At 48.7% G+C, this 24,920-nt stretch carries 29 protein-coding genes; 15 read left to right on the top strand and 14 right to left on the bottom strand.

Annotated features, from left to right (window positions below; translation table 11 throughout):
- Positions 1-28 precede the first annotated feature (28 nt).
- Positions 29-913: an HTH-type transcriptional activator IlvY gene (gene ilvY, locus OA57_RS07110; RefSeq protein ID WP_034615553.1), complete on the bottom strand. Its 885-nt coding sequence runs from the start codon at positions 911-913 to the stop codon at positions 29-31.
- Between the two features lie 146 nt (positions 914-1,059).
- On the opposite strand from ilvY, the gene ilvC reads away from it, so the two are divergent.
- Complete coding sequence (gene ilvC / locus OA57_RS07105) at positions 1,060-2,541, top strand: ketol-acid reductoisomerase (protein WP_034615550.1); 1,482 nt, start codon at positions 1,060-1,062, stop codon at positions 2,539-2,541.
- Between the two features lie 95 nt (positions 2,542-2,636).
- Here ilvC and brnQ read toward each other — a convergent pair whose 3' ends face one another.
- Positions 2,637-3,938 (bottom strand): branched-chain amino acid transport system II carrier protein, encoded by a 1,302-nt coding sequence (gene brnQ, locus OA57_RS07100; RefSeq protein ID WP_034615547.1) that lies wholly within the window; start codon positions 3,936-3,938, stop codon positions 2,637-2,639.
- Positions 3,939-4,205: 267 nt separating this feature from the next.
- Between brnQ and OA57_RS07095 the strand changes: the two genes are divergently transcribed.
- Together OA57_RS07095 and miaE are read left to right on the top strand one after the other, a co-directional pair.
- The gene (locus tag OA57_RS07095; protein ID WP_034615544.1) at positions 4,206-5,249 is read left to right on the top strand and encodes an extracellular solute-binding protein; all 1,044 of its coding nucleotides are present in this window, start codon (positions 4,206-4,208) and stop codon (positions 5,247-5,249) included.
- 66 nt (positions 5,250-5,315) lie between these two features.
- The gene (gene miaE / locus OA57_RS07090) at positions 5,316-6,074 is read left to right on the top strand and encodes a tRNA isopentenyl-2-thiomethyl-A-37 hydroxylase MiaE (RefSeq protein WP_034615541.1); all 759 of its coding nucleotides are present in this window, start codon (positions 5,316-5,318) and stop codon (positions 6,072-6,074) included.
- 388 nt (positions 6,075-6,462) lie between these two features.
- On the opposite strand, the gene rmuC is transcribed toward miaE, so the two are convergent.
- Positions 6,463-8,100, bottom strand: coding sequence for a DNA recombination protein RmuC (rmuC, locus tag OA57_RS07085; RefSeq protein ID WP_052122415.1), 1,638 nt, complete (start codon positions 8,098-8,100; stop codon positions 6,463-6,465).
- 78 nt (positions 8,101-8,178) lie between these two features.
- On the opposite strand from rmuC, the gene OA57_RS07080 reads away from it, so the two are divergent.
- The 3 genes from OA57_RS07080 to OA57_RS07070 are packed head-to-tail and all read left to right on the top strand — an operon-like array spanning position 8,179 to position 10,338.
- Entirely contained in the window at positions 8,179-8,799 is a 621-nt protein-coding gene (locus OA57_RS07080) for a Maf family protein (RefSeq protein ID WP_034615539.1), read from the top strand.
- Positions 8,768-9,787, top strand: coding sequence for an aminodeoxychorismate synthase component I (locus tag OA57_RS07075; RefSeq protein ID WP_235424653.1), 1,020 nt, complete (start codon positions 8,768-8,770; stop codon positions 9,785-9,787). The genes OA57_RS07080 and OA57_RS07075 overlap by 32 nt, the downstream gene beginning before the upstream one ends.
- A complete protein-coding gene (locus OA57_RS07070) occupies positions 9,775-10,338 on the top strand; it encodes an aminotransferase class IV family protein (protein WP_034615534.1) in 564 nt (187 codons plus the stop codon). Before OA57_RS07075 ends, OA57_RS07070 begins: the two co-directional genes overlap by 13 nt.
- Before the next feature lie 51 nt (positions 10,339-10,389).
- On the opposite strand, the gene OA57_RS07065 is transcribed toward OA57_RS07070, so the two are convergent.
- The 3 genes from OA57_RS07065 to OA57_RS07055 all read right to left on the bottom strand — a co-directional run bounded on the left by OA57_RS07065 (position 10,390) and on the right by OA57_RS07055 (position 13,556).
- A complete protein-coding gene (locus tag OA57_RS07065) occupies positions 10,390-11,808 on the bottom strand; it encodes a DASS family sodium-coupled anion symporter (RefSeq protein WP_084589888.1) in 1,419 nt (472 codons plus the stop codon).
- Positions 11,809-12,039: 231 nt separating this feature from the next.
- Complete coding sequence (rraA, locus tag OA57_RS07060) at positions 12,040-12,555, bottom strand: ribonuclease E activity regulator RraA (protein ID WP_034615531.1); 516 nt, start codon at positions 12,553-12,555, stop codon at positions 12,040-12,042.
- Between the two features lie 80 nt (positions 12,556-12,635).
- Entirely contained in the window at positions 12,636-13,556 is a 921-nt protein-coding gene (locus OA57_RS07055) for a 1,4-dihydroxy-2-naphthoate polyprenyltransferase (RefSeq protein WP_034615528.1), read from the bottom strand.
- 142 nt (positions 13,557-13,698) lie between these two features.
- Here OA57_RS07055 and tsaA point away from each other — a divergent pair, with 142 nt between their 5' ends.
- Positions 13,699-14,433, top strand: a complete 735-nt coding sequence (gene tsaA / locus OA57_RS07050) for a tRNA (N6-threonylcarbamoyladenosine(37)-N6)-methyltransferase TrmO (RefSeq protein ID WP_034615525.1) — start codon at positions 13,699-13,701, stop codon at positions 14,431-14,433.
- Between the two features lie 113 nt (positions 14,434-14,546).
- Here tsaA and OA57_RS07045 read toward each other — a convergent pair whose 3' ends face one another.
- From OA57_RS07045 to coaBC, 6 genes are all read right to left on the bottom strand, one after another.
- Positions 14,547-15,302: a class I SAM-dependent methyltransferase gene (locus OA57_RS07045; protein WP_034615522.1), complete on the bottom strand. Its 756-nt coding sequence runs from the start codon at positions 15,300-15,302 to the stop codon at positions 14,547-14,549.
- Between the two features lie 177 nt (positions 15,303-15,479).
- On the bottom strand, positions 15,480-16,124 hold the full coding sequence (crp, locus tag OA57_RS07040; protein WP_034615520.1) for a cAMP-activated global transcriptional regulator CRP: 645 nt from the start codon (positions 16,122-16,124) through the stop codon (positions 15,480-15,482).
- Between the two features lie 38 nt (positions 16,125-16,162).
- Positions 16,163-16,387, bottom strand: coding sequence for a YheU family protein (locus tag OA57_RS07035; RefSeq protein WP_034615511.1), 225 nt, complete (start codon positions 16,385-16,387; stop codon positions 16,163-16,165).
- A 7-nt stretch (positions 16,388-16,394) separates the two neighbouring features.
- The gene (slmA, locus tag OA57_RS07030; RefSeq protein WP_034615509.1) at positions 16,395-17,006 is read right to left on the bottom strand and encodes a nucleoid occlusion factor SlmA; all 612 of its coding nucleotides are present in this window, start codon (positions 17,004-17,006) and stop codon (positions 16,395-16,397) included.
- A 6-nt stretch (positions 17,007-17,012) separates the two neighbouring features.
- Positions 17,013-17,468, bottom strand: a complete 456-nt coding sequence (gene dut / locus OA57_RS07025) for a dUTP diphosphatase (protein ID WP_034615506.1) — start codon at positions 17,466-17,468, stop codon at positions 17,013-17,015.
- A 17-nt stretch (positions 17,469-17,485) separates the two neighbouring features.
- Positions 17,486-18,742 carry a bifunctional phosphopantothenoylcysteine decarboxylase/phosphopantothenate--cysteine ligase CoaBC gene (coaBC, locus tag OA57_RS07020; RefSeq protein ID WP_034615504.1) on the bottom strand — a complete coding sequence of 419 codons (1,257 nt, stop codon included), beginning with the start codon at positions 18,740-18,742 and terminating at the stop codon, positions 17,486-17,488.
- 185 nt (positions 18,743-18,927) lie between these two features.
- Here coaBC and radC point away from each other — a divergent pair, with 185 nt between their 5' ends.
- The 8 genes from radC (at position 18,928) to OA57_RS06980 (ending at position 23,462) form a co-directional block, all read left to right on the top strand.
- Entirely contained in the window at positions 18,928-19,590 is a 663-nt protein-coding gene (gene radC / locus OA57_RS07015; protein WP_200883606.1) for a RadC family protein, read from the top strand.
- A 212-nt stretch (positions 19,591-19,802) separates the two neighbouring features.
- Positions 19,803-20,039, top strand: a complete 237-nt coding sequence (gene rpmB / locus OA57_RS07010; RefSeq protein ID WP_034615498.1) for a 50S ribosomal protein L28 — start codon at positions 19,803-19,805, stop codon at positions 20,037-20,039.
- Positions 20,040-20,050: 11 nt separating this feature from the next.
- A complete protein-coding gene (gene rpmG / locus OA57_RS07005; RefSeq protein WP_034615495.1) occupies positions 20,051-20,221 on the top strand; it encodes a 50S ribosomal protein L33 in 171 nt (56 codons plus the stop codon).
- 119 nt (positions 20,222-20,340) lie between these two features.
- Positions 20,341-20,592 carry an FAD assembly factor SdhE gene (locus tag OA57_RS07000; protein WP_034615493.1) on the top strand — a complete coding sequence of 84 codons (252 nt, stop codon included), beginning with the start codon at positions 20,341-20,343 and terminating at the stop codon, positions 20,590-20,592.
- A 122-nt stretch (positions 20,593-20,714) separates the two neighbouring features.
- Positions 20,715-21,296 (top strand): RNA polymerase sigma factor RpoE, encoded by a 582-nt coding sequence (rpoE, locus tag OA57_RS06995; RefSeq protein WP_034615491.1) that lies wholly within the window; start codon positions 20,715-20,717, stop codon positions 21,294-21,296.
- A gap of 42 nt (positions 21,297-21,338) precedes the next feature.
- Positions 21,339-21,908: a sigma-E factor negative regulatory protein gene (locus OA57_RS06990; protein ID WP_034615488.1), complete on the top strand. Its 570-nt coding sequence runs from the start codon at positions 21,339-21,341 to the stop codon at positions 21,906-21,908.
- Positions 21,909-22,002: 94 nt separating this feature from the next.
- On the top strand, positions 22,003-23,013 hold the full coding sequence (locus tag OA57_RS06985; RefSeq protein WP_052122414.1) for a MucB/RseB C-terminal domain-containing protein: 1,011 nt from the start codon (positions 22,003-22,005) through the stop codon (positions 23,011-23,013).
- A gap of 2 nt (positions 23,014-23,015) precedes the next feature.
- On the top strand, positions 23,016-23,462 hold the full coding sequence (locus tag OA57_RS06980; protein ID WP_034615485.1) for a SoxR reducing system RseC family protein: 447 nt from the start codon (positions 23,016-23,018) through the stop codon (positions 23,460-23,462).
- Here the strand turns inward: OA57_RS06980 and greB are convergent.
- Both greB and aqpZ read right to left on the bottom strand, forming a co-directional pair.
- Entirely contained in the window at positions 23,459-23,938 is a 480-nt protein-coding gene (gene greB, locus OA57_RS06975) for a transcription elongation factor GreB (protein WP_034615482.1), read from the bottom strand. The genes OA57_RS06980 and greB overlap by 4 nt on opposite strands.
- Positions 23,939-24,035: 97 nt before the next feature.
- Entirely contained in the window at positions 24,036-24,728 is a 693-nt protein-coding gene (aqpZ, locus tag OA57_RS06970) for an aquaporin Z (RefSeq protein ID WP_034615480.1), read from the bottom strand.
- Between the last annotated feature and the right edge of the window lie 192 nt (positions 24,729-24,920).

Raw genomic sequence — 24,920 nt, 5'->3', positions numbered from 1 at the left:
TATAACGTAAATTTATTATCGGTAGGGGCTAATTTGGTTGCAGGATATGCCAAAAAGCATCGATCAGCGGCAGCTGCAACCGTTTTTTCTGCACACAGACGCCTAATTCGAACGGCTTGACCGAGAGCGGCAAATCCAGATAGGAAACCTGTCCGTTCATCGGGCTGTTTTTAATTACAATATCCGGCAGCAGCGCCACCCCGCAGCCGAGCGCAACCATCGGCACAATCCCTTCATGTCCGCTGACCGAGGCGTAAATTTTCGGGTGTTTGATATTCATCTGTTTGAACCAGAGATCGATCCGTTCCCGCACCGGCCCTGCGACCGGCAGGATAAAAGGAATCTGCTGCCAGTCTGGCGGGTGTTGTTGCAGCAAACGGGTGGAGGTGCAAGCGACTCGCGGCGTAATCAGTGACAGTTGAATGTGAGCGATGAAGTGAAAATCAATATTGTCCGGCAGTTTCAACGGTTTGCCGACCAAGGCCAAATCCGCCTGCTGCGACCGCACTTGCTCAATCGCATTGGCGGGATCGCCGGTGGTGAGTTTGATTTCGACTTGCGGATAGTGACGGCGAAAGCGCTCCAGAATCGGCGGCAAATGGCTGTAGGCGGCGGTGACCGAACAGAACAGTTTCAGTTCGCCTTGTAATTCCGTTTGGCCGGTGTTTAATGCTTGTTTGAATTGTTGCCACTGTTGCCAATTTTGGCGGGCAAACAGTAAGAATTTTTCGCCGGTTTTCGTGAGTGAAACTTGGCGGTTATCACGCAAAAACAGCGACTGTTTCAGCTCCGCTTCCATTTTCTGGATCTGGCGTGACAGGGTGGACGGGCTCATATGGTTTTGAACCGCCGTTTGATGAAAATTGCGGTTTTCCGCTAAATCCAAAAACAGTTTTATCTCTTGAAAATTCATCTTGACCGCACTTTAAATCCTTATTGATTGCAAAATTTGCAATCATAACTTCTAATAATATCAATTTTCGCAATCTGGATTTTAGTCTATACTGACCGCACTTGTCCAGCAGGACGTTTTTTAACCCGTTTAACAAAGGAAAGAGTATGTCTAACTATTTCAATACCTTGAACTTGCGCCAGCAATTAGCGCAGTTGGGACAATGCCGTTTTATGGATCGTGAAGAATTTGCCGATGAAGCAAATTTTCTGAAAGGCAAAAAAATTGTAATTGTCGGTTGTGGTGCGCAAGGCTTAAATCAAGGGCTGAATATGCGTGATTCTGGCTTGGATATCAGTTATGCGCTGCGTCCGGAAGCGATTGCGGAAAAACGTGCTTCCTTTCAGCGTGCCAGTGAAAACGGCTTTGTGGTCGGTACGTATGATCAATTGATTCCGAGTGCCGATTTGGTGATCAACTTAACGCCGGACAAACAGCACTCTAAAGTGATCGCCGATGTGATGGGCTTAATGAAACAAGGTGCGGCGCTTGGGTATTCGCACGGTTTGAATATCGTCGAAGTGGGCGAGCAGATCCGTAAAGACATTACGGTGGTGATGGTGGCGCCGAAATGCCCGGGTACGGAAGTGCGGGAAGAGTATAAACGCGGTTTCGGTGTGCCGACTTTGATCGCGGTTCACCCGGAAAACGATCCGCAAGCGGAAGGCTGGGCGATTGCCAAAGCGTGGGCGGCGGCGACCGGCGGTCATCGTGCCGGCTGTTTGGCGTCTTCTTTCGTGGCGGAAGTGAAATCCGATTTAATGGGCGAGCAAACCATTCTGTGCGGTATGCTGCAAGCCGGTTCAATCGTATGTTACGACAAATTGGTTGCTGACGGCAAAGATCCAGCGTATGCGGGCAAACTGATCCAATACGGTTGGGAAACCATTACCGAAGCCTTAAAACAAGGCGGGATCACCTTGATGATGGATCGTCTGTCGAACGCCGCCAAGTTGCGTGCCTTCGAATTGTCCGAGCAAATCAAACAAGAATTGGCGTTCTTGTTTGAAAAACATATGGACGATATTATCAGCGGTGAATTTTCTGCAACCATGATGGCGGACTGGGCAAACAACGATGCCAATTTGCTGAAATGGCGTGAAGAGACCGGTAAAACCGCATTTGAAAACGCCCCGAAAGCCGACGGCATTAAGATTTCCGAACAAGAATTCTTTGATAACGGCGTAGTGATGGTGGCGATGGTCAAAGCCGGGGTAGAACTGGCGTTCGATACCATGGTGGCAAGCGGCATCTATGAAGAGTCGGCGTATTACGAGTCGTTGCACGAATTGCCGCTGATTGCCAACACCATTGCCCGTAAACGCCTGTATGAAATGAATGTGGTGATTTCAGACACTGCGGAATACGGCAATTATCTGTTTGCTAATGTCGCTACGCCGATTTTGCGCGAGAAAATCATACCGACCTTGTTACGCGGCGATTTGGGCGAAGCCACACCGGCGGTTGAAATTGATAATGTGACTTTGCGTGATGTCAATGACGCTATCCGCAACCACCCGATCGAATATATCGGGCAGGAATTGCGCGGTTATATGACGGACATGAAAAAAATCGCCGTTGCCAGTTAATCCGACCGCACTTTGAATGTCAAAAATCCCTTTGATGTGAGTCAAAGGGATTTTTTATATCGGACAAATACATCAAGTGCGGTCAGCGCATTCACTTAAAGCGCTTTTGCTGCTTTTCCCCATACCGCACTTAGCGTCAGCGTGATGAGTGCCGGCAAAACCCAGCTTAAGCCCAAATGGTAAAACGGAATATGGTTCAGTAACGCATCGACTTTCAGCGGCAACCAGCCCAGATTGTTCAGGCTGTCGCACAAGCTGAACAACAGCACCACACCGATAGTGAAACGGGTGCTGAAACGGATTGCCGGCAAGTACGGTCGCAACAGTTGTAAAACCACCAGCATAATTGCCATCGGATAAATCATCAATAGCGCCGGAATGGTGATGCGTAGCAGCGTATCCAGTCCGGTTTCGGCAATGATAATCGTGGCGACGGTGAACAGAATGATAAAAAATTTATAGTTCAGGCGCGGATGAAATTTTGAGAAATAGTCGGCGCAGGCGCTGGTGACCCCGACCAGCGTGGTCAGGTTGGCCAACATCACGATCGCACTCATCATCAATAAACCGCTCTTGCCGAACAGTTGGTTGACATAAGCGGAAAAAATCTGCCCGCCGTTAGTGGCGGCGGCGGCAACGTGTTCGCTGGTTGCCCCCAGATAAAACAGGCACAAATAAAGTGCCGCTAACAGCACGACCGACACCGCACCGGCGCCCAGTGTGTATTTCAATACCGCACTTTTATGCGCCACACCTTTGATTGCCAAAGCGCGCGCCACAATACCGCCAAACGCCATTGCCGACAGCACGTCCATAGTTTGATAGCCGCCGACCAGCCCGGTGGCTATCGCAGAATTTGTCGCATAGGCATGGCTGGGCAAGCCGATGTCGGACAGCGGATTGGCAATAACCGCAATGCCGACCAGCGTCAGTAACAGCAGCAATAACGGCGCCATCACTTTGCCGATACTGGAAATCATGGTGCTGCGCCCGAGCATAAAAAACAGAGCGACCAGATTAAAAGCAATGGCAAACAGGATATGCGAATACTCGCCGTTAAACAGATTCAGCGGCTGCCATGCCATTTCATAGGCGACATTGGTGATTCTCGGCATGGCGAAAGTCGAGCCGAGCACCAAATATAAAATCGACCAAAATGCCACTTCGGCCCATTTCGGCAGTTCAATCGACAGCGCTTCGCCGCGCCCTTTTACCGACACCGCCAACAGCGTGACAAACGGCATCAGCACACCGGTCGAAATAAAGCCGAATGCCGCCCACAGCCAGTGTTGACCGGCATGATAGCCCTCCATCGGCGGAAAAATAATATTGCCTGCGCCTAAAAACAGCGAAAAAATCATCATGCCTAAAATGGCGGTGTCTTTACGGGATAACATAAAATTGCTTCACCTTTTATTATATTTTTAAAATCGGCTGATTTTACTATATAAATAGGACTTATTAGAGAATTAAATCGGAAAATCTTGATTTTTTATCATTTTATGAGGCAAATTTGATTTTTTGAAGAGAATATCGCTATTCGGCATTAATGAGAAACAGCGTTAGAAAAGCGGCGGTGAAGTTGTTATACTGCCAACGCAAAAGTGCGTTATGTTGTCAATATTGACTCGGCCCGATGTTGCGGGCGTTGGAGGATCTGAAAAGTGAAAAAATTATCTGCTTGTCTGTTGAAATCATTACTGGTGGCGACGCTGGGGTTGTTCGGCAGCTCGGCATCGGCACAAAAACTGTATGTGTATAATTGGACGGAATATATTCCGTCCAAACTGCTGGCGGACTTTACTCAAGAAACCGGCATTGAGGTGATTTATTCGACTTTTGAAAGTAACGAAGAGATGTATTCCAAAATGAAGCTGACCCAAGACAGCGGCTATGATTTGGTGTTTCCCTCCAGTTACTATATCGGCAAAATGGCGCAGGAAGGCATGTTGCAACCGCTGGATAAAAGCAAATTAAGTAATTTGGCGAACATCAGCACCGATTTATTGGATAAACCGTTCGATCCGAACAATGTCTATTCCCTGCCGTATGTTTACGGCTTGACCGGCATCGGGCTGAATGCGGCGGAAATCGATCCAAGTGCGGTCGACAGCTGGCAAGATCTATGGAATCCCGACTACAAAGGCAAGGTGCTGCTGACCGCCGATTCGCGTGAAGTGTTCCATTTTGCCTTGTTGTTGCTCGGTTATTCGCCGAATACCACCGATGAAAATGAGATTAAACAGGCGTATGAATCGTTGAAAAGTTTGATGCCGAATGTGGTGGCATTTAATTCCGATTCGCCGGAAGTGCCGTATTTACAAGGCGAAGTCGAGATCGGCATGATCTGGAACGGTTCGGCTTTCCGCGCCCATCATGAAAACCCCGACGTTCGTTTTATCTATCCGAAAGAGGGCGCTATTTTCTGGATGGATAACTACGCCATTCCGCAAGGGGCGAAAAACAGTGATGCCGCCTATCGATTTATCGACTTTATGCTGCGTCCGGAAAGCGCCAAAGTGGTGATTGAAACCATGGGCTTCTCGATGCCGAATAACGGCGTGAAAGCGTTGTTGGATACAGCCGATGCCGATGATCCGACCTTGTTCCCGCCGGCGAGTGAAATCGCCAACGGCGTATTGCAGGCCGATGTCGGTGAAGCGATTGATATTTATGAAAAATATTGGAATTTACTGAAAACCCATTAACGGATCATCAAAGTGCGGTTAAACCGCACTTTGAGTGTTGAATACGATTGAGAATAAGAAATCACTATGTACCGACAATTACTCGCACCGATTCATCAATTTTTACAATGCGAAACCCCTGATGCGTGGATCGAATATGCCAAAAAACCGGAAAATCTCGGCATAATCTTGCAAGATCACATGATGTGCGAACTGAAAGCCGCACAATCGGCGATGTTTTTGCTGCGCAAATATGCCGCCGATACCGCCGGCAATCAAAATCTGTTGCAGTGGATGAAGCCTTATGAAGATTTTGCCTATCGCAAGATCGGTGATTTGAGCAGTTTAAAAGGCAAAAGCCAAATCACCAAAAAAATTGAGGCACGCAGCGATCAGCCGTATGCGCAGGATATTATCGACAAAATGGTGCTGCTGATTAAAGAAGAGTTGCATCACTTTTATCAAGTATTGGAAATAATTGAACAGCGTGGTATCGAATTGGAAAATATCACGGCCGGCCGTTATGCCAAAGGCTTAATGCGCGAAGTGATTAACCACGAACCGCACACATTGGTCGACAAACTGATTATCGGCGCTTTTATCGAAGCCCGTTCCTGTGAGCGTTTTGCCAAATTAGCACCATATTTAGACGAACAGTTGGAGAAATTTTATATTTCACTGCTGCGCTCCGAAGCGCGTCATTATGAGGATTATTTGACCTTGGCGGAACAGATCGCCGGACAGGACATCAGCGCACGCGTCGCCCATTTTGCGCAAGTAGAAGCCGAATTAATTTCCACGCCTGATGAAGAATTCAAGTTCCATTCCGGCATACCCATCAGTTGAAACAGTAAAGTGCGGTTAACCGCACTTCCGTTACTTTGCCTTTCATTGCTCAAGCTTAAACAGCCTTGCACATCACTGTTATCACAAGCCTTTTGATACCATGGCAGTGTTTGTGCAAAATCCGCCTGCAAATCATAATAGTAGCCCCTTCCCATTTTGAATTGGGCTTCAGGGTAGCCTTCGGCTTGGCTAAACAGTTTGAATGCTTTTGCATTGTCACGAGCAGCGAATAGCCCCTCAGCATAGGTTTTCACTAATAAAAATTCAGCAGTCGCCAATTGCGGGTACTGTTGCAATATCGGCTCGGCAAGACTTTTTGCTTGAACACTACTTACCAGTAATGACGGTAACGTGTTTTTTCAACATAATATTTTCATCTAAAGTGCGGTTATTCTTTATCTGCTAATTCACTTGACGACTGTTCGGCTAAGACGAGCAAGCGATCGGCTTCGATATTACTCTGCAACAATTCCATTTCCGGCAGGGTTTTGGTGACTTTCGCCGACAGGGTTTTGAAACGTTCCACTTTGCCGTACAGCCCCTGATTGCCGATCAGTGCGGTAACGGTGTTGTTGTAGTGATTATTGGCGGCGGTGAGTGAGCCGCCCAGTTTTTGCAGCCGTTCCGCCAGCAGGCTGACTTGATTGTACAGCTCGCCGGCGCGTTCACTGATTTCACGCGCTTCGCTGTTGCCGCGTTCGATTCGCCACAGATTCGACACGGTGCGCAAAATCGGCATCAGAGTGGTGTGCGAGACCAAAATCACGTTTTTGTTATAAGCGTCATTAAACAAGCTGCGATCCTGTTTCATCGCCTCGATATAGGCCGGCTCAATCGGAATAAACATCAACACGAAATTGGGGCTGCGCATTCCGATCAGGTTACTGTAATCCTTGTTCGACAGTTCATTGACATGATTGCGAATGGCTTTGACGTGTTCGCTCAGGTAGTGCTGCTGACTCGCCTCATCTTCACTGCTGACCGCACTTTCATAATCCACTAACGACACTTTACTGTCTAAAATCAGATGCTTATTGTCCGGCAGTTTGACAATAAAATCCGGCTGCTTGCGCTTGCCGTCACGGTCTTGAAACGATTCTTGGCTGCTATAGTGGTCACCCGATATCAAGCCCGCCAGTTGTAGGCTGCGTTCCAGCTGCATTTCGCCCCAATTTCCGGCGGTTTTTTTGCTGCCTTTCAGGGCGGAGGTCAGATTATTGGCCTCCTGCGACATCGACAGGCCGATATCCAACACTTTTTTAATTTCGCTTTCCAAGGCGGTGTTGCCTTTAATCGATTCCGAATGCACTTCGTTGACCCGTTTTTGAAAGCCTTCGATTTGCTCACGAAACGGTTTTAACAGGTTGTCGAGCGAAGTTTGGTTGGTTTGACGGAAGGCTTGGCTTTTTTCGTCCAGAATGCGGTTTGCCAGATTCTGAAATTCTACCGAAAGCTGCTGCTTACTGTGTTCGAAATTTTGTTGCTGTTCGGCAAAATGTTTCTCTTTTTCGCTCAAGGTGGTTTTTAATTCGGTGAGTTCTTGAATCAATTCGGTCAGCTGTGAACGGTGTTGCTGTAATTGTTGTTCGCGTTGTTCGACCGCACTTTGGCTCAGTCCTAACTGCTGTTGCAGGCTTTTTGCCTGTGCCGAGGCGCTGCCGAACCGCTCTTTCAGTTCGGTGATATTGCGGTTCACCGCCTCATTGCGCAGCTGGGCTTCGTCCAGCTCTTTTTGCAGATAATCCAATTTATCGTCACGCTCGTTTAACCGCTGTTGCAAGCCCTCGGCACGGGTTCGGGCTTGTATTATCTCCTGCTGCAAAGTCTCACGCTGTTGTTGCAGCGCTTCGTATTTGCTGAGTAACTGATTGAAATCGGCAATGGTTTTATTTAAATCCTGTTGTAATTCTTCGCTGTCGCGTTTGCGGCGGGCGGCAATGAAAAACAGCAATAGGCAAAGTGCGGTCAGCACGACACAAATCAGCAGCCAGTGCTGCGGCGACAGTTGCAAGGTTAATTCGTTCATGGGGTAACTTCCTCTTTTATTTCGTCAGATTATAAAGCAAAATACCGCACTTACCTAAACAGAGCAGGTGGACACGGTATGAAAAATACACTTTATTTGGCTTCCGCAAGCCCACGCCGTTGGCAATTGTTGCAGGAGCTGGGGCTGAAGCTGATTCGGGTTGATGCCGAAATTGATGAAACGCCGTTTAACGGTGAAATCGCCGAGGATTATGTGTTGCGAATGGCGCAACAGAAAAACCGCCGTGCGCGCGAGGTGTTGGGCGCAGAACCCGAATTTCCGCTTTTGACCGCCGATACCACGGTGGCGTTCGAGCATCAAATTTTGGGCAAGCCTGAATCGGCCGCGCACGCCGCCGAGATTTTGCGTTTGTTGTCGGGCAGTACTCATCAAGTATTAACGGCGGTTTGCGTTTACTTTCAAGGGCAGACCCGCAGCCTGTTGCAGACCAATCAGGTCGGTTTTGCCGAATTGAGCGAGCGGCATATTCAAGCCTATGTCGCCAGCGGCGAACCGATGGACAAGGCCGGCGCTTTTGCGATTCAAGGTTTCGGCAGCTTGTTTATCCGCCATATCAGCGGCAGTTTTAGCGGCATTATGGGCTTGCCGATTTATGAAACCGGCCAGTTGTTGTTGAAGTGCGGTTTGGATCATCCGCTGTTGGCCAATGCGGGAAAGTGCGGTCATGGCGGTGAATGATTTTATTGCACGTGCCGATATTTTCGGACGGCAGCGGCAGCCGTTTTTGTTTCTGATTGATTTCGAGCAACAAAAACCGCTGATTTTTCCGCTGCACGAGGCGGCACGACACGGGATTTTTTTTGAAATACGGGGCGAAACCAATCGTGACTGGCAGTTGCCGTTGCCAGCCGAACCGCTCAGACTGAAGACTTTGCCTATCGATTTCGAACGTTATCTCTGCGGCTTTGAATGGGTACAGCAGCAGCTTCAGGCCGGTAATACTTATTTGCTGAATTTGACTTACCCGACCGCACTTGAGTGCAATTACAGTCTGCGCCGGATTTTTCAGCTTAGCCGCGCCCCGTTCAAACTGTTATGGGATAACCGTTTCGTCTGTTTTTCGCCGGAATCGTTTGTGACGACGGCTAACAACAAGATTTATTCCTACCCGATGAAAGGCACGATTGATGCCGCCTTGCCGAATGCCGAACAACAGTTATTGGCATCAGAAAAAGAGCAGTGGGAACACAACACGATTGTGGATTTGATCCGCAATGATTTGTCGATTGTCGCCGAGCGGATTGAGGTTACTCGCTTGCGCTATGTGGAAAAGCTGCATACCGAACGCGGCATGATTTTGCAGACCAGTTCGGAAATTTGCGGCAGATTGGCGCACGACTGGCAAAACCGTATTGGCGAATTACTGTGGAAGTTGTTGCCGGCGGGTTCCATCAGCGGCGCCCCGAAAGAAAAAACCGTACAGATTATCCGTCAGGCGGAACAGGGCGAGCGTGGTTATTATACCGGTGTTTTCGGCGTTTTTGACGGAGAAAATCTGCAAAGTGCGGTGTTGATCCGCTATCTGGAACAGACCGAATCCGGCTTGTTGTTCCGTAGCGGCGGCGGCATTACCACGCAAAGCAAACCGGACGAGGAGTATCACGAGCTGTTGCAAAAAGTCTATATTCCGATTGTCGAGCAGGACGTAACACCATGTATCCGTTAATCGAAACGATCGCCGTGCAGAACGGCGCATTACAAAATTTACCTTGTCATCAGCAGCGTTATCGGCGGGCGCTGGCGGACTATTATCCGAACCGGGCGGCGCAAGAGCTGGATTTGGCGACAATCGAGGTACCGAATGCTTTTCGGCACGGTTTGGTGCGTTGTCGTTTGGATTACAATGCCGAGCAGCAGCAAGTGCGGTTTTTTCCTTATCAACGCCGTACGATTCGCACCTTTCGCCCGTTGGTTTGCGACCATATCGATTATCACCTGAAATACAGCGACCGCACGTTGCTCGATCAATTGTATGCACAACGCGGCGATTGTGATGAAATTTTGATTATCAAAAACGGGCTGGTGACCGATTGCTCGATCGGCAATCTGGTACTGTTGCAAAACGGCATTTGGTATACGCCCGAGCTACCGCTGCTGTACGGCACGCAACGGGCGAAATTATTGGCGGAAAATAAAATCCGTTTGCGCAATATTTCAGCGCAACACTTGGCGGATTATGAGGAAATCCGGCTGATAAATGCGTTGAATCCGTTGTGACGGGTATAAAAAATACCGGCAAAATGCCGGTATTTTTGTAGCCTGAATCGGTTAGAACCACAATAGGTAAGCCATCGTCCCAATCAGGAAGACGGAGACAATATTCAGCACAATACCCGCACGAACCATTTCGCTTTGTTTGACTTGTCCGGTACCGAACACAATTGCATTCGGCGGTGTGGCGACCGGCAACATAAAGGCGCAGGACGCCCCCAAGCCGATAATCAACGACAAGCCCAACGGCGGCATACCCAGCGTTTCGGCAATCGAGATGAAAATCGGCACTAACAATGCGGCACTGGCGGTGTTGGAGGTGAATTCGGTCAGAAAAATAATGAAAGCCGCTACAATTAACCCGATGAGGTAGAAATGTCCGCCTTCAATTGCAGCGACAACCATATCCGCCAAGACTTTGCTGGCGCCGGAGTCACGTAAAACCGCACTTAGGGTCAAACCGCCGCCGAACAGCATCAGCACGCCCCAGTCGGTATTTTTCTGAATGTCTTCCCACGCGGCGACACGGCTGATACAAATGAGAACCGCCGCAACCAGCGCAACGATGCTGTCGAAGCTTGCTATGTTTTTTTCCAATCCGAGCAGGGAGGAGAGTAACGGATTCAATTGCCCGCTAAATACCCAACATAAGGCAATCACCACAAAAATCCCCAACGTGATATATTGTTTGCGGTGCAGGCTCTGTTCATTAAAGGTCTTTTCAAAGTGGGCGCTTAGTTTCGGTTTAAAGGTCAGATACAGCGAGCCGATCATTAACGGCATCATCAGCAGCATCACCGGTAAGCCGTATTGCATCCATTGAGCGAAACTGATGTTTAATTGTGATGCCACAATCGCATTCGGCGGGCTGCCGACCACGGTTCCCATACCGCCGATACTGGCGCTGTAGGCGATACCCAATAAGACGAATACGTAAGTATTATGATCGGCGTTTTTATCCATTTTGCTCAAAATGCCCATCGCCAGCGGCAACATCATGGCGGCAGTGGCGGTATTACTCATCCACATCGACAAAAATGCAGTCGTGGTGAACAGATAGATCACCGCAAGGAACAGTTTTCCTCTTGCCAGATTCATGATCTTGTTGGCAATAATTTTATCCAGCCCCTGAATGTGCAGCGCCGTCGCCAAGGCGAAGCCGCCGAAGAACAGGAAAATGGTGGGGTTGGCAAAGGTTGCCAGTGCGGCACCGGTGCCGACCAGCCCCAGCGCAATCGCCATAATCGGCACTAAAAGTGCGGTGATGGTGACGTGTATCGCTTCGGTCAGCCATAAGATACCGACAAACACCAATAACGCCAGCCCTTTATTTTCGGCGGCACCGAACGGCAGAAAATTAAGCAGCAGGAAAAAGAGAATGATATTGATCAGAAATATGATACCGCCCCGTTTCAATTCACGATCTTCTATTCCGCTTTGTAACGGTTCCGGTTTGTTTGTTTTATGGTCTGTCATGATGGTTTCCTTAGCACGTTGCGACAATATCAAGCAAGAGAATAGACATTATTTAATGTAATGCTTTAAATATAGCAGGATGTTATAATTTTATTAATATAATGAAATAAAGAATTGTTAAAAATGTGAGCTTAAACGGATAATTAGGCTAAAAGTGCGGTATTTTACAGCGCTTTGGGGGCTTTCAACGCGTGAACGCCTCTCCGCCGAGAGGGCGGAGAGAGCCGGTTGTTAAATTTCATCGCCGTCATCGTGGGTTTCCGTGCCGATTTCCAACGGTTCGGGGGAGAGAATAATCCCGGTCAGATCGGCATAGACATAATCTTCCGGCAGGAAAGAGACACCGCCGAAGTTGACCGGTACATCGGTCTCGCCGAGGGTTTTGTCGTCGGCGGATACCGGAATCGGCGCTAAAGCATGGATACCGATATCCAGCGTTTCCAAAATATCCAGTTGGCGAACTGCACCGTAGACAATAATGCCTTCCCAATCGTTGTCTGTCGCCAGCTGTGCCAAATCGGAATCGATCAGGGCACGGCGCAGCGAACCGCCGCCGTCAATCAACAACACGCGCCCCAAGCCGTCTTCTTCCAATACTTCTTCGATTAAGCCGTTACTTTCGAAACATTTGACGGTGGTGATTTTGCCGCTGAACGAACTGCGGCCGCCAAAGCTGGAAAAAATAGGTTCGACAACATCAATTTGATCCTGATAAATATCGCATAACTCGGAAGTATCAATACGCATGGGAAGTATCCTTAAACACTAATGAATCAACAGGGTTGTGAAAAATAATCAGCCCTCAGTATAAACAGGAAAAAGGCAAATTACCAATTAAACCCGCCCGACAGCAGTAATCCGACACTAAACAGCAGGTTGACCAGTAGCGCCAGCATCGACATTTGCGCCAGCATCGGGCGCAGTTGCTGCGGCTCGGTTGCGTGCAATACCGTCCAGGCGTGTTTCAGCAGCAGCGGAAATGCCAATACCACCAGAAAGCCGGACCAATGCAGAAAGTAGCACAGGGTAAATGCCAGATACAGCAAAACCGCACTTGAAATCAGCAAACAGTGGTAAAGCTTGGCTGGTTTGTCGCCCAGCCGTACCGCCAAGGTGTTCTTGCCGGCTTTGCGATCCTGTTCGATATCGCGCAGGTTGTTGATGTTTAGGACCGCCGTTGCCAACAAACCGCAGGCGGTGGCGATCAGTAAAACCGGAAAATCAATGCTGTGGGTTTGTAAATAATAGGTTCCGCCGACACCCAGCCAGCCGAAGAAGATCAGCACGGAAATATCGCCGAGACCGATATAACCGTAGGGTTTGCGCCCGACGGTGTAGGTGACGGAGGCAATAACCGCCAAAAGCCCGAGCACGGCAAAGGCAATCAAATCCTGCCAGCTTTTGGTAGCCAGCAAAATCAGCGCCAATCCGCTGCATAAACTGGCGGCAATCGCCAGAATCAGGCCGTTACGCAACTGTCTCGGCGTAATGACGCCGTGCTGAATGCCGCGCAGCGGGCCGATTCGTTCCGCGGTGTCCGAGCCTTTCAGGTGATCGCCGTAATCATTGGCGAAATTGGAGACCACTTGCAGCAAAAGTGCGGTCAAAATCGACAGTAGCGAGATTGTCCAACTGAAAGCGCCGACAAACGCTGCCAATGCCGAACCGGTGACGATGGAAGCCAGCGCCAGCGGCAATGTTTTCGGGCGGGCGGTTTCCAGCCACATATTAAATGCTATTTTTTCCATATTTGATTAATAAACGTAAAAGTGCGGTTCAAGCCGCCCTGTTTCTCTGCACAGATGAATTTGAGTGCTATTATAGGCGAAAATGGTGTGCTTGTTTTGATTTGGCAAGGTATTTTGCCGCTTTTTATCGAGAATCTTAAAAATGTCATCCGAATTTTCTTTTCACCCGTTGCAACTTCAGCCGATTGCCGTGGCGCATACGCCTTACAATGAGAAATTTTCCGTGCCGCGCCAACCGGATTTGGTGCGGGACGGCGGCGGTATCATCGAATTACTGCCGCCGTATAATCAACCGGAAGCGGTGCGCGGCTTGGAACAATTCAGCCATTTATGGCTGATTTTCCGTTTTGACCGAATTGCTGACAATAAATGGCGTCCGACCGTGCGCCCGCCGCGCTTGGGCGGCAATCAGCGGATCGGTGTGTTTGCTTCGCGCGCCACCCACCGCCCTAATCCGCTCGGGCTGTCTAAGGTTTCGTTACACGGTGTGGATTGTCAAGGCGGCAATGTGTGCTTGCGGGTCGGCAGCCTTGATTTGGTCAACGGCACGCCGATTTTCGACATCAAGCCGTATCTGGCTTATGCCGACAGCCAGCCGGATGCCGACAGCGGTTTTGCCGCAAACAAACCGTCTGCGCAAATAGCCGTGCGGTTTTTGCCGCAGGCGTCGCAAACGATTGAACGGCAGGCAAATAATTATCCGAATTTACAACGTTTTATCGAACAGCTTATTCAACAAGATCCGCGTCCGGCTTATCAGCACGGACAGATTGGGAAGCGTCTTTACGGCATGAGCATCTGGCAGTTTAATGTCCGCTTCCGTTTTGTCGACATCGGGTTGGCGGAAGTGGTGGCGATTGAACTTATCACTCGCTAAAACATGAGTTTTGTGATCGGCAATCGGCTTTTATCCAAGCAACCGACAGAAGCTAAATTGAGAAGGGAGCGGGAAGACCGCACTTTGAAAGTGCGGTCAAGGTGTTATTCCGCTTATTTTCGACTGCATACCGCAATAAAGTTGAGCCGCTGTTGCGGATCGTTGAACAGCTTGAACATTTTTTTAAATGTCGGCAAATTTTGCGGCTTGAGGGCGTTGCCTACGATTTTCATTGCGCCGAAAACACCTTCGTCATAGATCATGCCTGTCGGTGAGAGCAACGTCATGCTGTCGTTAATCGATTCGCAATCCGAAAAGCCGCATGTTTGAAACAGGGAGAGCCACTGCGGTTTACTCAGTGGGGTGACACTGATGTTGATTGCTTGCCGCAGTTGCTGCAGGACTTCGGAATCTTCGTCACGGGTCAGCATGACATCATGGGTCAGCAATACGCCGCCCGGTTTCAGCACCCGAAAATATTCGCCGACCGCTTTGCGCTTGGCCTCTAGCGGCAGCATGGTCAGCATTGCTTCATTAATCACGACATCAAAAGTGCGGTCGGCAAAGGGGAGTTTGGTGGCGTTGGCACGGCGGACATGGATTTTATCCTGTAAACCGTGGCGGCGGATATTGGCTTCCGCTTTGTTTAGGGCTTGCTCGTCCAGATCGATGCCTTCAATTCGACAACCGAACCGTGTTGCCAAGCCGACAGCAGTGGTCGCCATGTTACATGCAACTTCAAGCACTTGTGTTTCGGCATTGAAATGACCTTGTTGGATGAGCCATTCCGTTGCACGGCGTCCGCCCGGCCGTAGACGGGTTTTGCCCAGCCGCGCAAGAAAATGGTGTCCGACTTCGTCTTTTTTCATAGTAGGCCTCACATAATAAGATGGATTTTAAATAAATCTTATCATAAAGAATCCCGCTTGTTTTTACAAATGAAAATTATTCCTGAATATGGAAGACGGGCTTTTTTAGCCGTTATTGAACATTGGAAATGAAAATGCTCCTGACAGCGGAGCATTTAACGGAAGGCAGCAGAGAAATTAGCGTGTGCCGTAAACGACAATGGTTTTGCCGTGTGCCGAGATCAGATTTTGATCTTCCAGCATTTTTAGAATTCTGCCGACGGTTTCGCGTGAGCAGCCGACGATTTGCCCGATTTCCTGACGGGTGATTTTGATTTGCATGCCGTCCGGGTGGGTCATCGCTTCCGGCATTTTAGCCAGATTCAGCAGGGTTTGTGCGATCCGCCCGGTTACATCGAGAAAGGCCAGATTACTGACTTGCTTGGAGGTGTGCTGTAAGCGTCTGGCCAGCTGCTCGGAAAGGTACATCAGTACTTCCGGATTGATTTGAATCAGCTGACGGAATTTTTTATAAGAGATTTCCGCCACTTCGCAGGTCGTTTTCGCCCGAACCCAAGCGGTGCGTTCGCTGTCTTGTTCGAATAAACCGATTTCGCCGACAAAGTCCCCTTGATTCAGGTAGGACAAAATCATCTCTTTGCCGTCTTCATCTTTAATGGACACGGAAACCGTACCTTTGATCAAATAATATAGCGTTTCCGCTTTTTCGCCGGCATGGATCAAGGTGCTTTTAGACGGATATTTATGGATATGGCAATGGGAAAGAAACCATTCCAAAGTCGGATCCGGCGATGTCGGTTTTGCTGAGAATTGCTCTTGCATAGATACCTCTTTTAACTATGGGCAGTCATTTTTATGGCTTATTTGCCTTGTAAAAATAATTTTTTGTCTTTTATATCAATAGATTGGTGTAATTCAGACCACACCAGTACCGCACTTCCCACTTCTAACTGGCGCCTCAGTCGTTCTTTTTTTTGTGCCAGAGTAAGTTCTACCGCACCGTAGTCGGTACCTTCACGCAAGATAAATGACTCAAGGATATTCTCAAGGGTTTGCGCCGCCAATTCTTGCCAGGGAATAAGCATAGTAACGTTATTTTAATAAGGACGCAAATAGCGGCCATTGTTGTTCGAATTCCACCTGATTACTGCGGCGGAAGTTGGTGCGCACATAGCGTAAAAACTGCCCTTCACAGAACGTCACCAGATGAGCGGCTATTACTTTTTCATCGGTTGTAAACGGCTTGCCGTTACGTAAACGGTGCATTTGCAGGATATTGTTGAATTGCAATTCCAGGCTGTCGAAAAATTTGGCTACCCGCACTTTTAATCCGGGATCTTCGAACATCAGCGCATGACCGCTCAAAACACGGGTCATACCGGGATTTTTGCGTGCAAAATCCAGAATCATCTGCATGATATTATGAATGCGCACGACGGTATCGGTGTCGCTTTTAATGGATTGTTTAATTCGATGCAGTAAATTTTCTTCAATTAAATCAATTAGGGCTTCAAACATTTTGGTTTTGCTCGGATAGTAGCGGTACAGCGCCGCTTCGGAAACACCGATTTCCGCCGCCAGACGGGCGGTGGTGATCCGTTCCATGCCTTTTTCCGAATGCAGCAAGTGCGCCAGAACGGTAAGCACTTGCTTACGACGTTCTTTTACCGATCGTTTTTCACTATGATTAACGGTGATGCTCATGAGGGATCACTGCTTTCCCGAATGGCCGAATCCGCCTTCGCCGCGTTCGCTCTGTTCGAATTCGGTGACGAGATTAAACTCGGCCTGTACCACCGGCACAAAGACCAGCTGTGCGATCCGATCCCCGATTTCAACGGTAAAGGGCTGGTTGCCGCGATTCCAAAGTGAAACCATTAACGGACCTTGATAATCGGAGTCGATAAGCCCGACCAGATTGCCCAATACAATCCCGTTTTTATGACCCAGACCGGAGCGGGGTAAAACCACAGCCGCCAAGTTGGGATCGGCAACGTAAATGGACAGGCCGGTCGGAATCAGGCGGGTTTCACCCGGCTGTAATGTGATCTGTTCAGTGGATAACGCACGCAAATCAAGACCGGCAGAACCGGGGGTGGCATAAGTCGGCAGTGGAAATTCAGTGCCGAGGCGTTGATCCAGAATTTTAACATCAATTTTTTTCATTATATTATCGCTTCCGATTAATCAGATAGGGTGATTTGGTACTGTTTTACGATCAATGTTGCCAATTTTTGGCTTAATTCGTATTTGTCGGCTAACGGTAATTGTTGCTGTTGCACAGTTTGTTGCCGATCACGCCACAAGACCGTCAGGGCATTTTGTTCGCTGTTAAAGCCTTGTCCTTGCCGTGCCACATCGTTGGCACAGATCATATCCAAATTTTTGCGTTGCAATTTTTTGGCGGCATAATGCTGAACGTCTTGGGTTTCCGCTGCAAATCCTACCACAAAAGGGCGGTTGTCGGATAGTGCGGCGACGGTCGCAATGATATCGGGATTTTTGATCAGTTGCAGCATCATGGTTTCGCTGTCGTCTTTCTTTTTAAGTTTTTGTTCCGCAACGGTTTGCGAGCGATAGTCGGCAACGGCGGCACAGCCGATCACAATATGCTGTCGTGTTGCCAGCGAAAGTGTTAAATCATGCATTTGTTGTGCCGATTCTACGTCATAACGTTGTACGTTTTCCGGTGTGGTCAGACTGACGGGACCGGCGATTAAGCTGACTTCCGCCCCTTGTTCGGCAAAGGCGCGTGCCAAGGCGAATCCCATTTTTCCGGAACTATGATTGCTGATAAAACGTACCGGATCAATCGCTTCCCTGGTCGGGCCGGCGGTAATGGCGATTTTTAAACCGTTAAACGGTTTGGCAGACCGCACTTGGGCGGCTTGAGATTGAAGTGCGGTTTGAACGGCGGCAAAAATTTCACTCGGTTCGGACATGCGCCCGGTTCCGACATCACCGCACGCTTGCTCGCCGGCATTCGGGCCGATCAACATGATTCCCCGTTGTTGTAAGGTCGACAGATTTTGCTGAACCACCGGCTGGCGGTACATTTGCTGATTCATTGCCGGCGCCGCCAGAATCGGTGCGGTGGTTGCCAGGCAGATTGTGCTCAGCAGATCATTGGCCATGCCGATCGCCAAACGGGCGGCAAGATCCGCCGTGGTCGGTGCAATAACAATCAAATGCGCCCATTTCGCCAGTTCAATGTGTCCCATCGCCAATTCGGCTTGCGGATCGAGCAGCGAGTTCGCTACCGGATTGCCGGAAATCGCCTGTAAAGTGAGCGGCGTGACAAAGTGAGCGGCGGCTTCGGTCAGCACCACCCGCACTTCCGCGCCGGCTTTACGCAGCAGACGAACCAGTTCGATACTTTTATAGGCGGCAATGCCGCCGCTGATGCCGACAACAATGTGTTTTCCGTACAAATTGCTCATCTTGTTATTCCTATATGAATGGCACGATGGCGCTTATTTTACTGCAATTTTATCTGTTCAGCTAATCACAATCGGTAAAAGCGGCGGCAAAGATCATATTTGGATTATGGATCGCAAAAATTATGAGCGGCGGTTTTTCCGATATAGGATTCAGGCAGAATAAGGCGCAGAATGATGGAGGAAACATGATGATCGAACCGTTAATGCCGCGAGAAAAGTTGTTGCGGCACGGCAGCGAAGCGTTAAGCGATCAAGAGCTGTTAGCGATTTTTCTGCGCACCGGAATTAAAGGCTGTCCGGTTATGGCATTGTCTGCGCAAGTGTTACGGCATTTTGGATCGCTGCGCCAATTGTTGAGTGCCGATCAGCAGGCGTTTTGCCGAATGAAAGGGCTGGGTGTGACCCAGTTTATCCAACTGCAAGCCTGTAAAGAGATGACAAAACGTTACCTGCAACAAGAATTGCAGCGTGAAATCCAATTTGATGATTCGGAAAAAGTGCGGTTATATCTACAAACCGAGTTGGAAACCCGACAGCGCGAAGTTTTTCTGGTGCTTTTTCTCGACAGCCGACACCGCTTGATACGAAAAGAGGAGATGTTTCTCGGCAGTATCAATAGCGCCAGCGTTCACCCGCGCGAAATTGTCAAAACCGCACTTGCACATAATGCCGCCGCCCTGATTTTGGCGCATAACCATCCGTCGGGCGTTGCCGAGCCGAGTGAGGCGGATCATCATATTACCCGTAAGATCCGACAAGCGTGTGAGTTGATCGATGTGCGGGTGCTCGATCATTTTATCATCGGGCAGGGGTGTTACCGCTCTTTTTGTGAACAAGGCTGGTTATGAAAGCGGCGGGATCCAACATTGGCGCCGAACGATCCTGAGTGCCGAAAATGCGATTTAATCGATTTTTCTGCTTGAGTCGTGCCAAAAAAATGGTATAATCCCCCACCTTTAATATTGGCGTGGGTCGGGTTACATACCTGACGAGGTTACCGCGAGGCGGGATCCGAACCACGGAAGCTCGAGCTTAATTAAGTTTTATTGGAGAATTAACCATGTCTAGAGTCTGTCAAGTCACAGGCAAGCGTCCGGCAGTTGGTAACAACCGTTCGCACGCAATGAATGCGACTAAGCGTCGTTTCTTACCGAATCTGCACTCTCACCGTTTTTGGGTTGAAAGTGAAAAACGTTTCGTAACCTTGCGCGTATCTGCGAAAGGTATGCGTATTATCGATAAAAAAGGCATCGATTCAGTTTTGGCTGATTTGCGTGCCAAAGGCGAAAAATTCTAAGGATCTGAATTATGGCAAGCAAAGGCGCTCGTGAGAAAATCAAACTGGTTTCTACTGCTGAAACAGGTCATTTTTATACAACGACGAAAAACAAACGTAATATGCCTGAGAAAATGGAGATCAAAAAATACGATCCCGTTGTTCGTAAGCATGTTATCTATAAAGAAGCAAAAATCAAATAATTCTGCTTCCATTGAAAGAGCCCGATGTAATATCGGGTTTTTTTATGTCTGTGACTGGTAGAATTATGCTATTATTCCCGCCGTAGTCGAAGGGTTTGAACGGCACTTTGGAGAATAAAATGAGTAAATACAATAAATTAAAAATAGCATGGGCTTGTCGGCGCGGAATGCTGGAGCTGGATTTCATGATTATGCCGTTTTACCAAAACTGTTTTGATTTGCTTTCCGAACCGCAAAAAGCCACTTTTGTCGAGCTGCTGGAGTATACCGACCCCGAGCTGTTCCGTTGGTTAATGAATCAGCAAACAGCGCCTACCGCCGAGCTGGCCGCCATGGTAAAACGTATTCAAGATCACTTGGCGGATAAATAATTCGTATAATTTTTATAAAAAATTGAACTTTTGAAAACACATGCGCTCTAATTCAGTATACCGACCTGCTGTCATTGCAATTGGATTGTTAGCGTAATATGAGGTAAGGAGATTCACTTCTGATGAGTGAACAACTAACAGATCAGGCTCTGGTAGAAAAGGCACAGCAAGGTGATAAAAAAGCATTTAATTTGTTGGTTGCACGCCATCAGAATAAAGTCGCCGGTTTGTTAACCCGTTATGTATCGGCAAACGACATTCCGGATGTGGTGCAGGAAACGTTTATCAAAGCCTACCGCTCTTTGGAGTTGTTCCGCGGCGACAGTGCGTTTTATACATGGCTCTATCGCATCGCAGTGAATACCGCCAAGAATTACATCACGGCTCAGGGACGTCGTCCGCCGAGTGAGGACATTCAGGCGGAGGACGCGGAAACTTACGAGGCCGGGGACAATTTGAGAAATGTCGATACACCGGAAAATTTGATGCTGTCGGCGGAATTGAAAAACGTCGTATTTGAGACGATAGCCGCACTACCGGAAGAGTTAAGAACCTCAATTACATTGAGGGAGCTAGAAGGATTGAGTTACGAAGAAATTGCTGAGATTATGGATTGCCCGGTCGGAACGGTACGTTCGCGGATTTTTAGGGCGAGGGAAATCATCGACAGTAAAATCTCGCCGCTCATCAATAACGAAATTTAATGTAGACTTACTGGATTCAATAAAATAGCGGAGTAGATTAAAATGCAAAAAGAGTTACTTTCAGCTTATCTGGACGGAGAATATCAAAACGATCATCTGCTTGATACGCTCTGCCGAGATGAAGAACTTCAGCAGGCATGGAATCGCTACCATTTGGTTCGTACGGTTGTCCGTCGGGAAACGACGGTACTGTTGGGAACGGATTTTACCGCAAAAATGGCGGATCTGATTGATGCGGAACCTACGCCGCAAGCGGCGCAATACGCACCGCTTGCCCTACAACGCGTATCGTTTGTGCATCGTTTAAAAGGCTGGTTGAATCCGTTTACACAGATTGCGGTGGCGGCGAGCGTTTGTCTGGTAGCGGTGTTCGGCGTACAGTCTTATCTGCAAAGCGATAACGGTGTTGTCGTTGCCGACAATCCGGTATTGCAGACATTACCGTTTACCGACAATATTCAGCAGGTAAGCTATAATGCACCGAGTCGGGATGTGCCGACTCAGGCGCAACTGGAACAGCAAAGCAAACGTATCAATATGATGTTGCAAAATTACGAATTGCAGCGTCGGGCAAATAGCCAACAATTGAGTGCGGCTGCCGATCACGAGTAAACGGCGGCGGTTTTCTAAGTATGATGTTCACCACCTTTGCGGTGGTGACTTTGTTTTGGGCGGTTTATTTTGAGAAGTTTATTCTGAGAACGTTATGAAGTCATTAAAAACAGTTATGTTGGTGTGTGCGGCATTGGCGCTGCCGATTAGCGCCAATTCTCAGCAAAGTGAATCGGCGGTTTCGTCATCGGACGAATTGCAACAGTCCGCTGCGGTCGGTAACAGCCTGTTGAGTCTGTTGCAGCAAATGTCACAGGCATGGCGCAGCAGTAATTATGAAACCTCTTTCATTCAGATTCTGCCTTCTCAGGTCAACAGTTATCAGTATCGGCATGTTTTTGCCGATCGACGCCATTATGCGCAGCTGTCCGCACTGGACGGCGTCCAGCAAGAGGTTGTACAGCGCGACAATGTGATTAGCTATTATGGCGGCGGCTACCAGCCGTTCAGTATTCGCGGCTCGCATATTCTGGACAACCTACCGAGTGCGGTTTATGCGGATTATGCCAAGCTACAAGCTTATTATGATTTTATTGATGCCGGAAAAACACGGATTGCCGATCGAATTGCACAGGTGGTTCGGGTGTTGCCGAAAGATGATTTTCGCTATCAGTATGTATTGTGGATTGATGAACAGAGCCATTTATTGCTGCGCAGCGATATTCTTGATCGCAACAGCGAATTGCTGGAACAGTTTCGCATGATTGACTTGCAGCAGAGCGGAAATTCACACGCGTTGGTCAGTTTACTTGAACAGTTGAACTTACCACCGCTAATCAATATTCCGGGCGGAAACGCCATCGAGCAATCGCAGTGGCGGCCGGCTTGGATCCCGCCGGGATTTGAGGTGGTTAAACGGGAAAATTACGAGACGGAAATCGGTACGCTGGAAAGTGTGATGTTCAGTGACGGATTGTTTTCGTTCAGCCTGTATATCAATCACAACATTGCCGACAATCTCGGCGAACAGTATTGGCAGCAGGCGGGCAATATTATTTATACCGAAACGCGTGAGAATCGTGAAATCACCCTGATCGGGCAAATCCCGTTAATTACCGCAAAACGGATTGTGAAAGACGTCAGTTTTGAGCGGCAGGCGAATTAATTATGCTGATTGAAACCGCACTTGTCATCGAATACCGTAACGGCATTGCCAAAGTGCGGTGTGAAACCAAAAAAGGGTGTTGCGGCTGCGCCGCACAAGCGAGCTGTGGTGCGGCAGCCTTGTCCGAGCTCAGCGGCGGTCAAAATGACGGTGCGTTATTGTTTGAAATGGCGGTAAACCAACCGTTGTACATTGGGCAGCGGATTGAAATTGGTTTGCAGGAAAAATCGCTGCTGTTATCGGCATTATTGTTGTATATCGTGCCGCTGACCGCACTTTTAGTGTCGACGTTAATCGGTTCGTTATTTTTGCAGCATGAATTGTTGTTGGCTGTGTTTATTTTTGTGATGACGGTCGCCGCTTTTTTCGGCATCAAAAAAGTAGGTGATCGTTTAAGTCGACAATCGCATTATCAACCGGTTTTCTTGCGTATTCTGAGCCGCATTTAATCTTTTTGATACCAAATTTTATTGATGTACCAAATCGCCTTGCCGGACGGCGTGTTGACGTTGATTTCGTCATCAACCGCCTTGCCGATTAAGGCTCTTGCCACCGGCGAGTCGATCGAAATCCAGTTTTTTTGCGGGTCAAACTCATCACAGCCGACGATACGGTACTGTTTCGTCTGTCCATTCGGATCTTCCAGCTCAATCCACGCCCCGAAGAAAATCTTTCCTTCCTGTTTGGGGTGGTAATCGACAATTTGCAGCACGTCTAAGCGTTTGCTCAAGAAGCGCACTCGTCGATCGATTTCACGCAATCGGCGTTTGCCGTAAATATATTCGGCATTTTCACTGCGATCGCCTAATGCCGCCGCCTCCGATACCGCCTGGGTTACTTTTGGCCGCTCTTCACGCCATAGAAATTTTAATTCTTGATCCAGCGTGTTCCAGCCATGACGGGTAATGTAATTGGATTTTGCCATTTTTCTGTGTTGGTGTTAGAGATAATCGGCGGGATTATAGCATAAAAAAGCGGCTTTCCGTTGCCGGAAGCCGCTTGCTTAGCTTTTGTGTGAGGGATTATTTTTGACCGGACAATAAAGTGCGGTAGATGATCCCGCCGATGGCGGCACCAACGATTGGCGCCAGCCAGAACAGCCATAATTGTTCGATTGCCCAACCGCCTTGGAACAAGGCTACACCGGTACTCCGTGCCGGATTTACCGAGGTGTTGGTTACCGGAATGCTGATCAAGTGAATCAGAGTCAATCCCAAACCGATGGCAATCGGGGCGAAGCCTTTCGGTGCACGCTCATCGGTTGCGCCCATGATGATGATCAAGAAGAAGGCCGTCAGCACAACTTCAATAACCAATGCAGCCCCCATGCTGTATTGAGCCGGGGAATGTTCAGCGTAACCGTTGCTGGCGAAGCCGCTGGCGGCGGCATCGAATCCGGCTTTGCCGGTTGCAACGAAATACAACACTGCCGCAGCGGCAGTGGCACCCACGACTTGGGCGATAATGTACGGCAGCAGCTCTTTTGCGCTGAAGCGACCGCCGACCAGTAAACCGACCGACACCGCCGGATTAAAATGACCGCCGGAGATATGGCCGACAGCGTATGCCATGGTCAACACGGTTAAACCGAAAGCCAATGCGACACCGGCAAAGCCGATGCCCAGCTCAGGATAAGCCGCTGCCAGAACGGCACTGCCGCAGCCGCCGAAGACCAACCAGAACGTGCCGAAGAATTCGGCAAAATATTTGTTCATACTCTGTTTTCCTTTCATTAGTTTACAAACGGGCGAATATTACCCTTTTCAGATTCAGACTACAACTGTTTTTACACTCAATATGGTGTTTATATTTTCTGCATATGCAGTTTGTTTAATAATCGGCTTCAGTAACAATAACCTATCTGCATAGGCATAACAGAACACGATTCTTCATAAGAAGCGATTGTT

The sequence above is a fragment of the Chelonobacter oris genome (assembly GCF_000772535.1).
GTDB classification, from domain to species: domain Bacteria; phylum Pseudomonadota; class Gammaproteobacteria; order Enterobacterales; family Pasteurellaceae; genus Chelonobacter; species Chelonobacter oris.
The sequence above is the reverse complement of the archived record's forward strand: the minus strand, read 5'-3'. Positions and strand labels throughout refer to the sequence as shown.

What these genes read in the sequence shown, in the direction of transcription:
- OA57_RS07080 (WP_034615539.1), top strand. Translation starts at nt 8,179, where the DNA reads ATGAAAAATACACTTTATTTGGCTTCCGCAAGCCCACGCCGTTGGCAA.
- rpmG (WP_034615495.1), top strand. Translation starts at nt 20,051, where the DNA reads ATGGCAAGCAAAGGCGCTCGTGAGAAAATCAAACTGGTTTCTACTGCT.
- OA57_RS07075 (WP_235424653.1), top strand. Translation starts at nt 8,768, where the DNA reads ATGCGGGAAAGTGCGGTCATGGCGGTGAATGATTTTATTGCACGTGCC.
- ilvC (WP_034615550.1), top strand. Translation starts at nt 1,060, where the DNA reads ATGTCTAACTATTTCAATACCTTGAACTTGCGCCAGCAATTAGCGCAG.
- OA57_RS06990 (WP_034615488.1), top strand. Translation starts at nt 21,339, where the DNA reads ATGCAAAAAGAGTTACTTTCAGCTTATCTGGACGGAGAATATCAAAAC.
- rpmB (WP_034615498.1), top strand. Translation starts at nt 19,803, where the DNA reads ATGTCTAGAGTCTGTCAAGTCACAGGCAAGCGTCCGGCAGTTGGTAAC.
- coaBC (WP_034615504.1), bottom strand. Translation starts at nt 18,742, where the DNA reads ATGAGCAATTTGTACGGAAAACACATTGTTGTCGGCATCAGCGGCGGC.
- OA57_RS07070 (WP_034615534.1), top strand. Translation starts at nt 9,775, where the DNA reads ATGTATCCGTTAATCGAAACGATCGCCGTGCAGAACGGCGCATTACAA.
- radC (WP_200883606.1), top strand. Translation starts at nt 18,928, where the DNA reads ATGATGATCGAACCGTTAATGCCGCGAGAAAAGTTGTTGCGGCACGGC.
- crp (WP_034615520.1), bottom strand. Translation starts at nt 16,124, where the DNA reads ATGCAAGAGCAATTCTCAGCAAAACCGACATCGCCGGATCCGACTTTG.
- OA57_RS06985 (WP_052122414.1), top strand. Translation starts at nt 22,003, where the DNA reads ATGAAGTCATTAAAAACAGTTATGTTGGTGTGTGCGGCATTGGCGCTG.
- rpoE (WP_034615491.1), top strand. Translation starts at nt 20,715, where the DNA reads ATGAGTGAACAACTAACAGATCAGGCTCTGGTAGAAAAGGCACAGCAA.
- OA57_RS06980 (WP_034615485.1), top strand. Translation starts at nt 23,016, where the DNA reads ATGCTGATTGAAACCGCACTTGTCATCGAATACCGTAACGGCATTGCC.
- OA57_RS07065 (WP_084589888.1), bottom strand. Translation starts at nt 11,808, where the DNA reads ATGACAGACCATAAAACAAACAAACCGGAACCGTTACAAAGCGGAATA.
- OA57_RS07035 (WP_034615511.1), bottom strand. Translation starts at nt 16,387, where the DNA reads ATGCTTATTCCCTGGCAAGAATTGGCGGCGCAAACCCTTGAGAATATC.
- OA57_RS07045 (WP_034615522.1), bottom strand. Translation starts at nt 15,302, where the DNA reads ATGAAAAAAGACGAAGTCGGACACCATTTTCTTGCGCGGCTGGGCAAA.
- aqpZ (WP_034615480.1), bottom strand. Translation starts at nt 24,728, where the DNA reads ATGAACAAATATTTTGCCGAATTCTTCGGCACGTTCTGGTTGGTCTTC.
- greB (WP_034615482.1), bottom strand. Translation starts at nt 23,938, where the DNA reads ATGGCAAAATCCAATTACATTACCCGTCATGGCTGGAACACGCTGGAT.
- rmuC (WP_052122415.1), bottom strand. Translation starts at nt 8,100, where the DNA reads ATGAACGAATTAACCTTGCAACTGTCGCCGCAGCACTGGCTGCTGATT.
- slmA (WP_034615509.1), bottom strand. Translation starts at nt 17,006, where the DNA reads ATGAGCATCACCGTTAATCATAGTGAAAAACGATCGGTAAAAGAACGT.
- rraA (WP_034615531.1), bottom strand. Translation starts at nt 12,555, where the DNA reads ATGCGTATTGATACTTCCGAGTTATGCGATATTTATCAGGATCAAATT.
- ilvY (WP_034615553.1), bottom strand. Translation starts at nt 913, where the DNA reads ATGAATTTTCAAGAGATAAAACTGTTTTTGGATTTAGCGGAAAACCGC.
- miaE (WP_034615541.1), top strand. Translation starts at nt 5,316, where the DNA reads ATGTACCGACAATTACTCGCACCGATTCATCAATTTTTACAATGCGAA.
- OA57_RS07000 (WP_034615493.1), top strand. Translation starts at nt 20,341, where the DNA reads ATGAGTAAATACAATAAATTAAAAATAGCATGGGCTTGTCGGCGCGGA.
- brnQ (WP_034615547.1), bottom strand. Translation starts at nt 3,938, where the DNA reads ATGTTATCCCGTAAAGACACCGCCATTTTAGGCATGATGATTTTTTCG.
- tsaA (WP_034615525.1), top strand. Translation starts at nt 13,699, where the DNA reads ATGTCATCCGAATTTTCTTTTCACCCGTTGCAACTTCAGCCGATTGCC.
- OA57_RS07055 (WP_034615528.1), bottom strand. Translation starts at nt 13,556, where the DNA reads ATGGAAAAAATAGCATTTAATATGTGGCTGGAAACCGCCCGCCCGAAA.
- dut (WP_034615506.1), bottom strand. Translation starts at nt 17,468, where the DNA reads ATGAAAAAAATTGATGTTAAAATTCTGGATCAACGCCTCGGCACTGAA.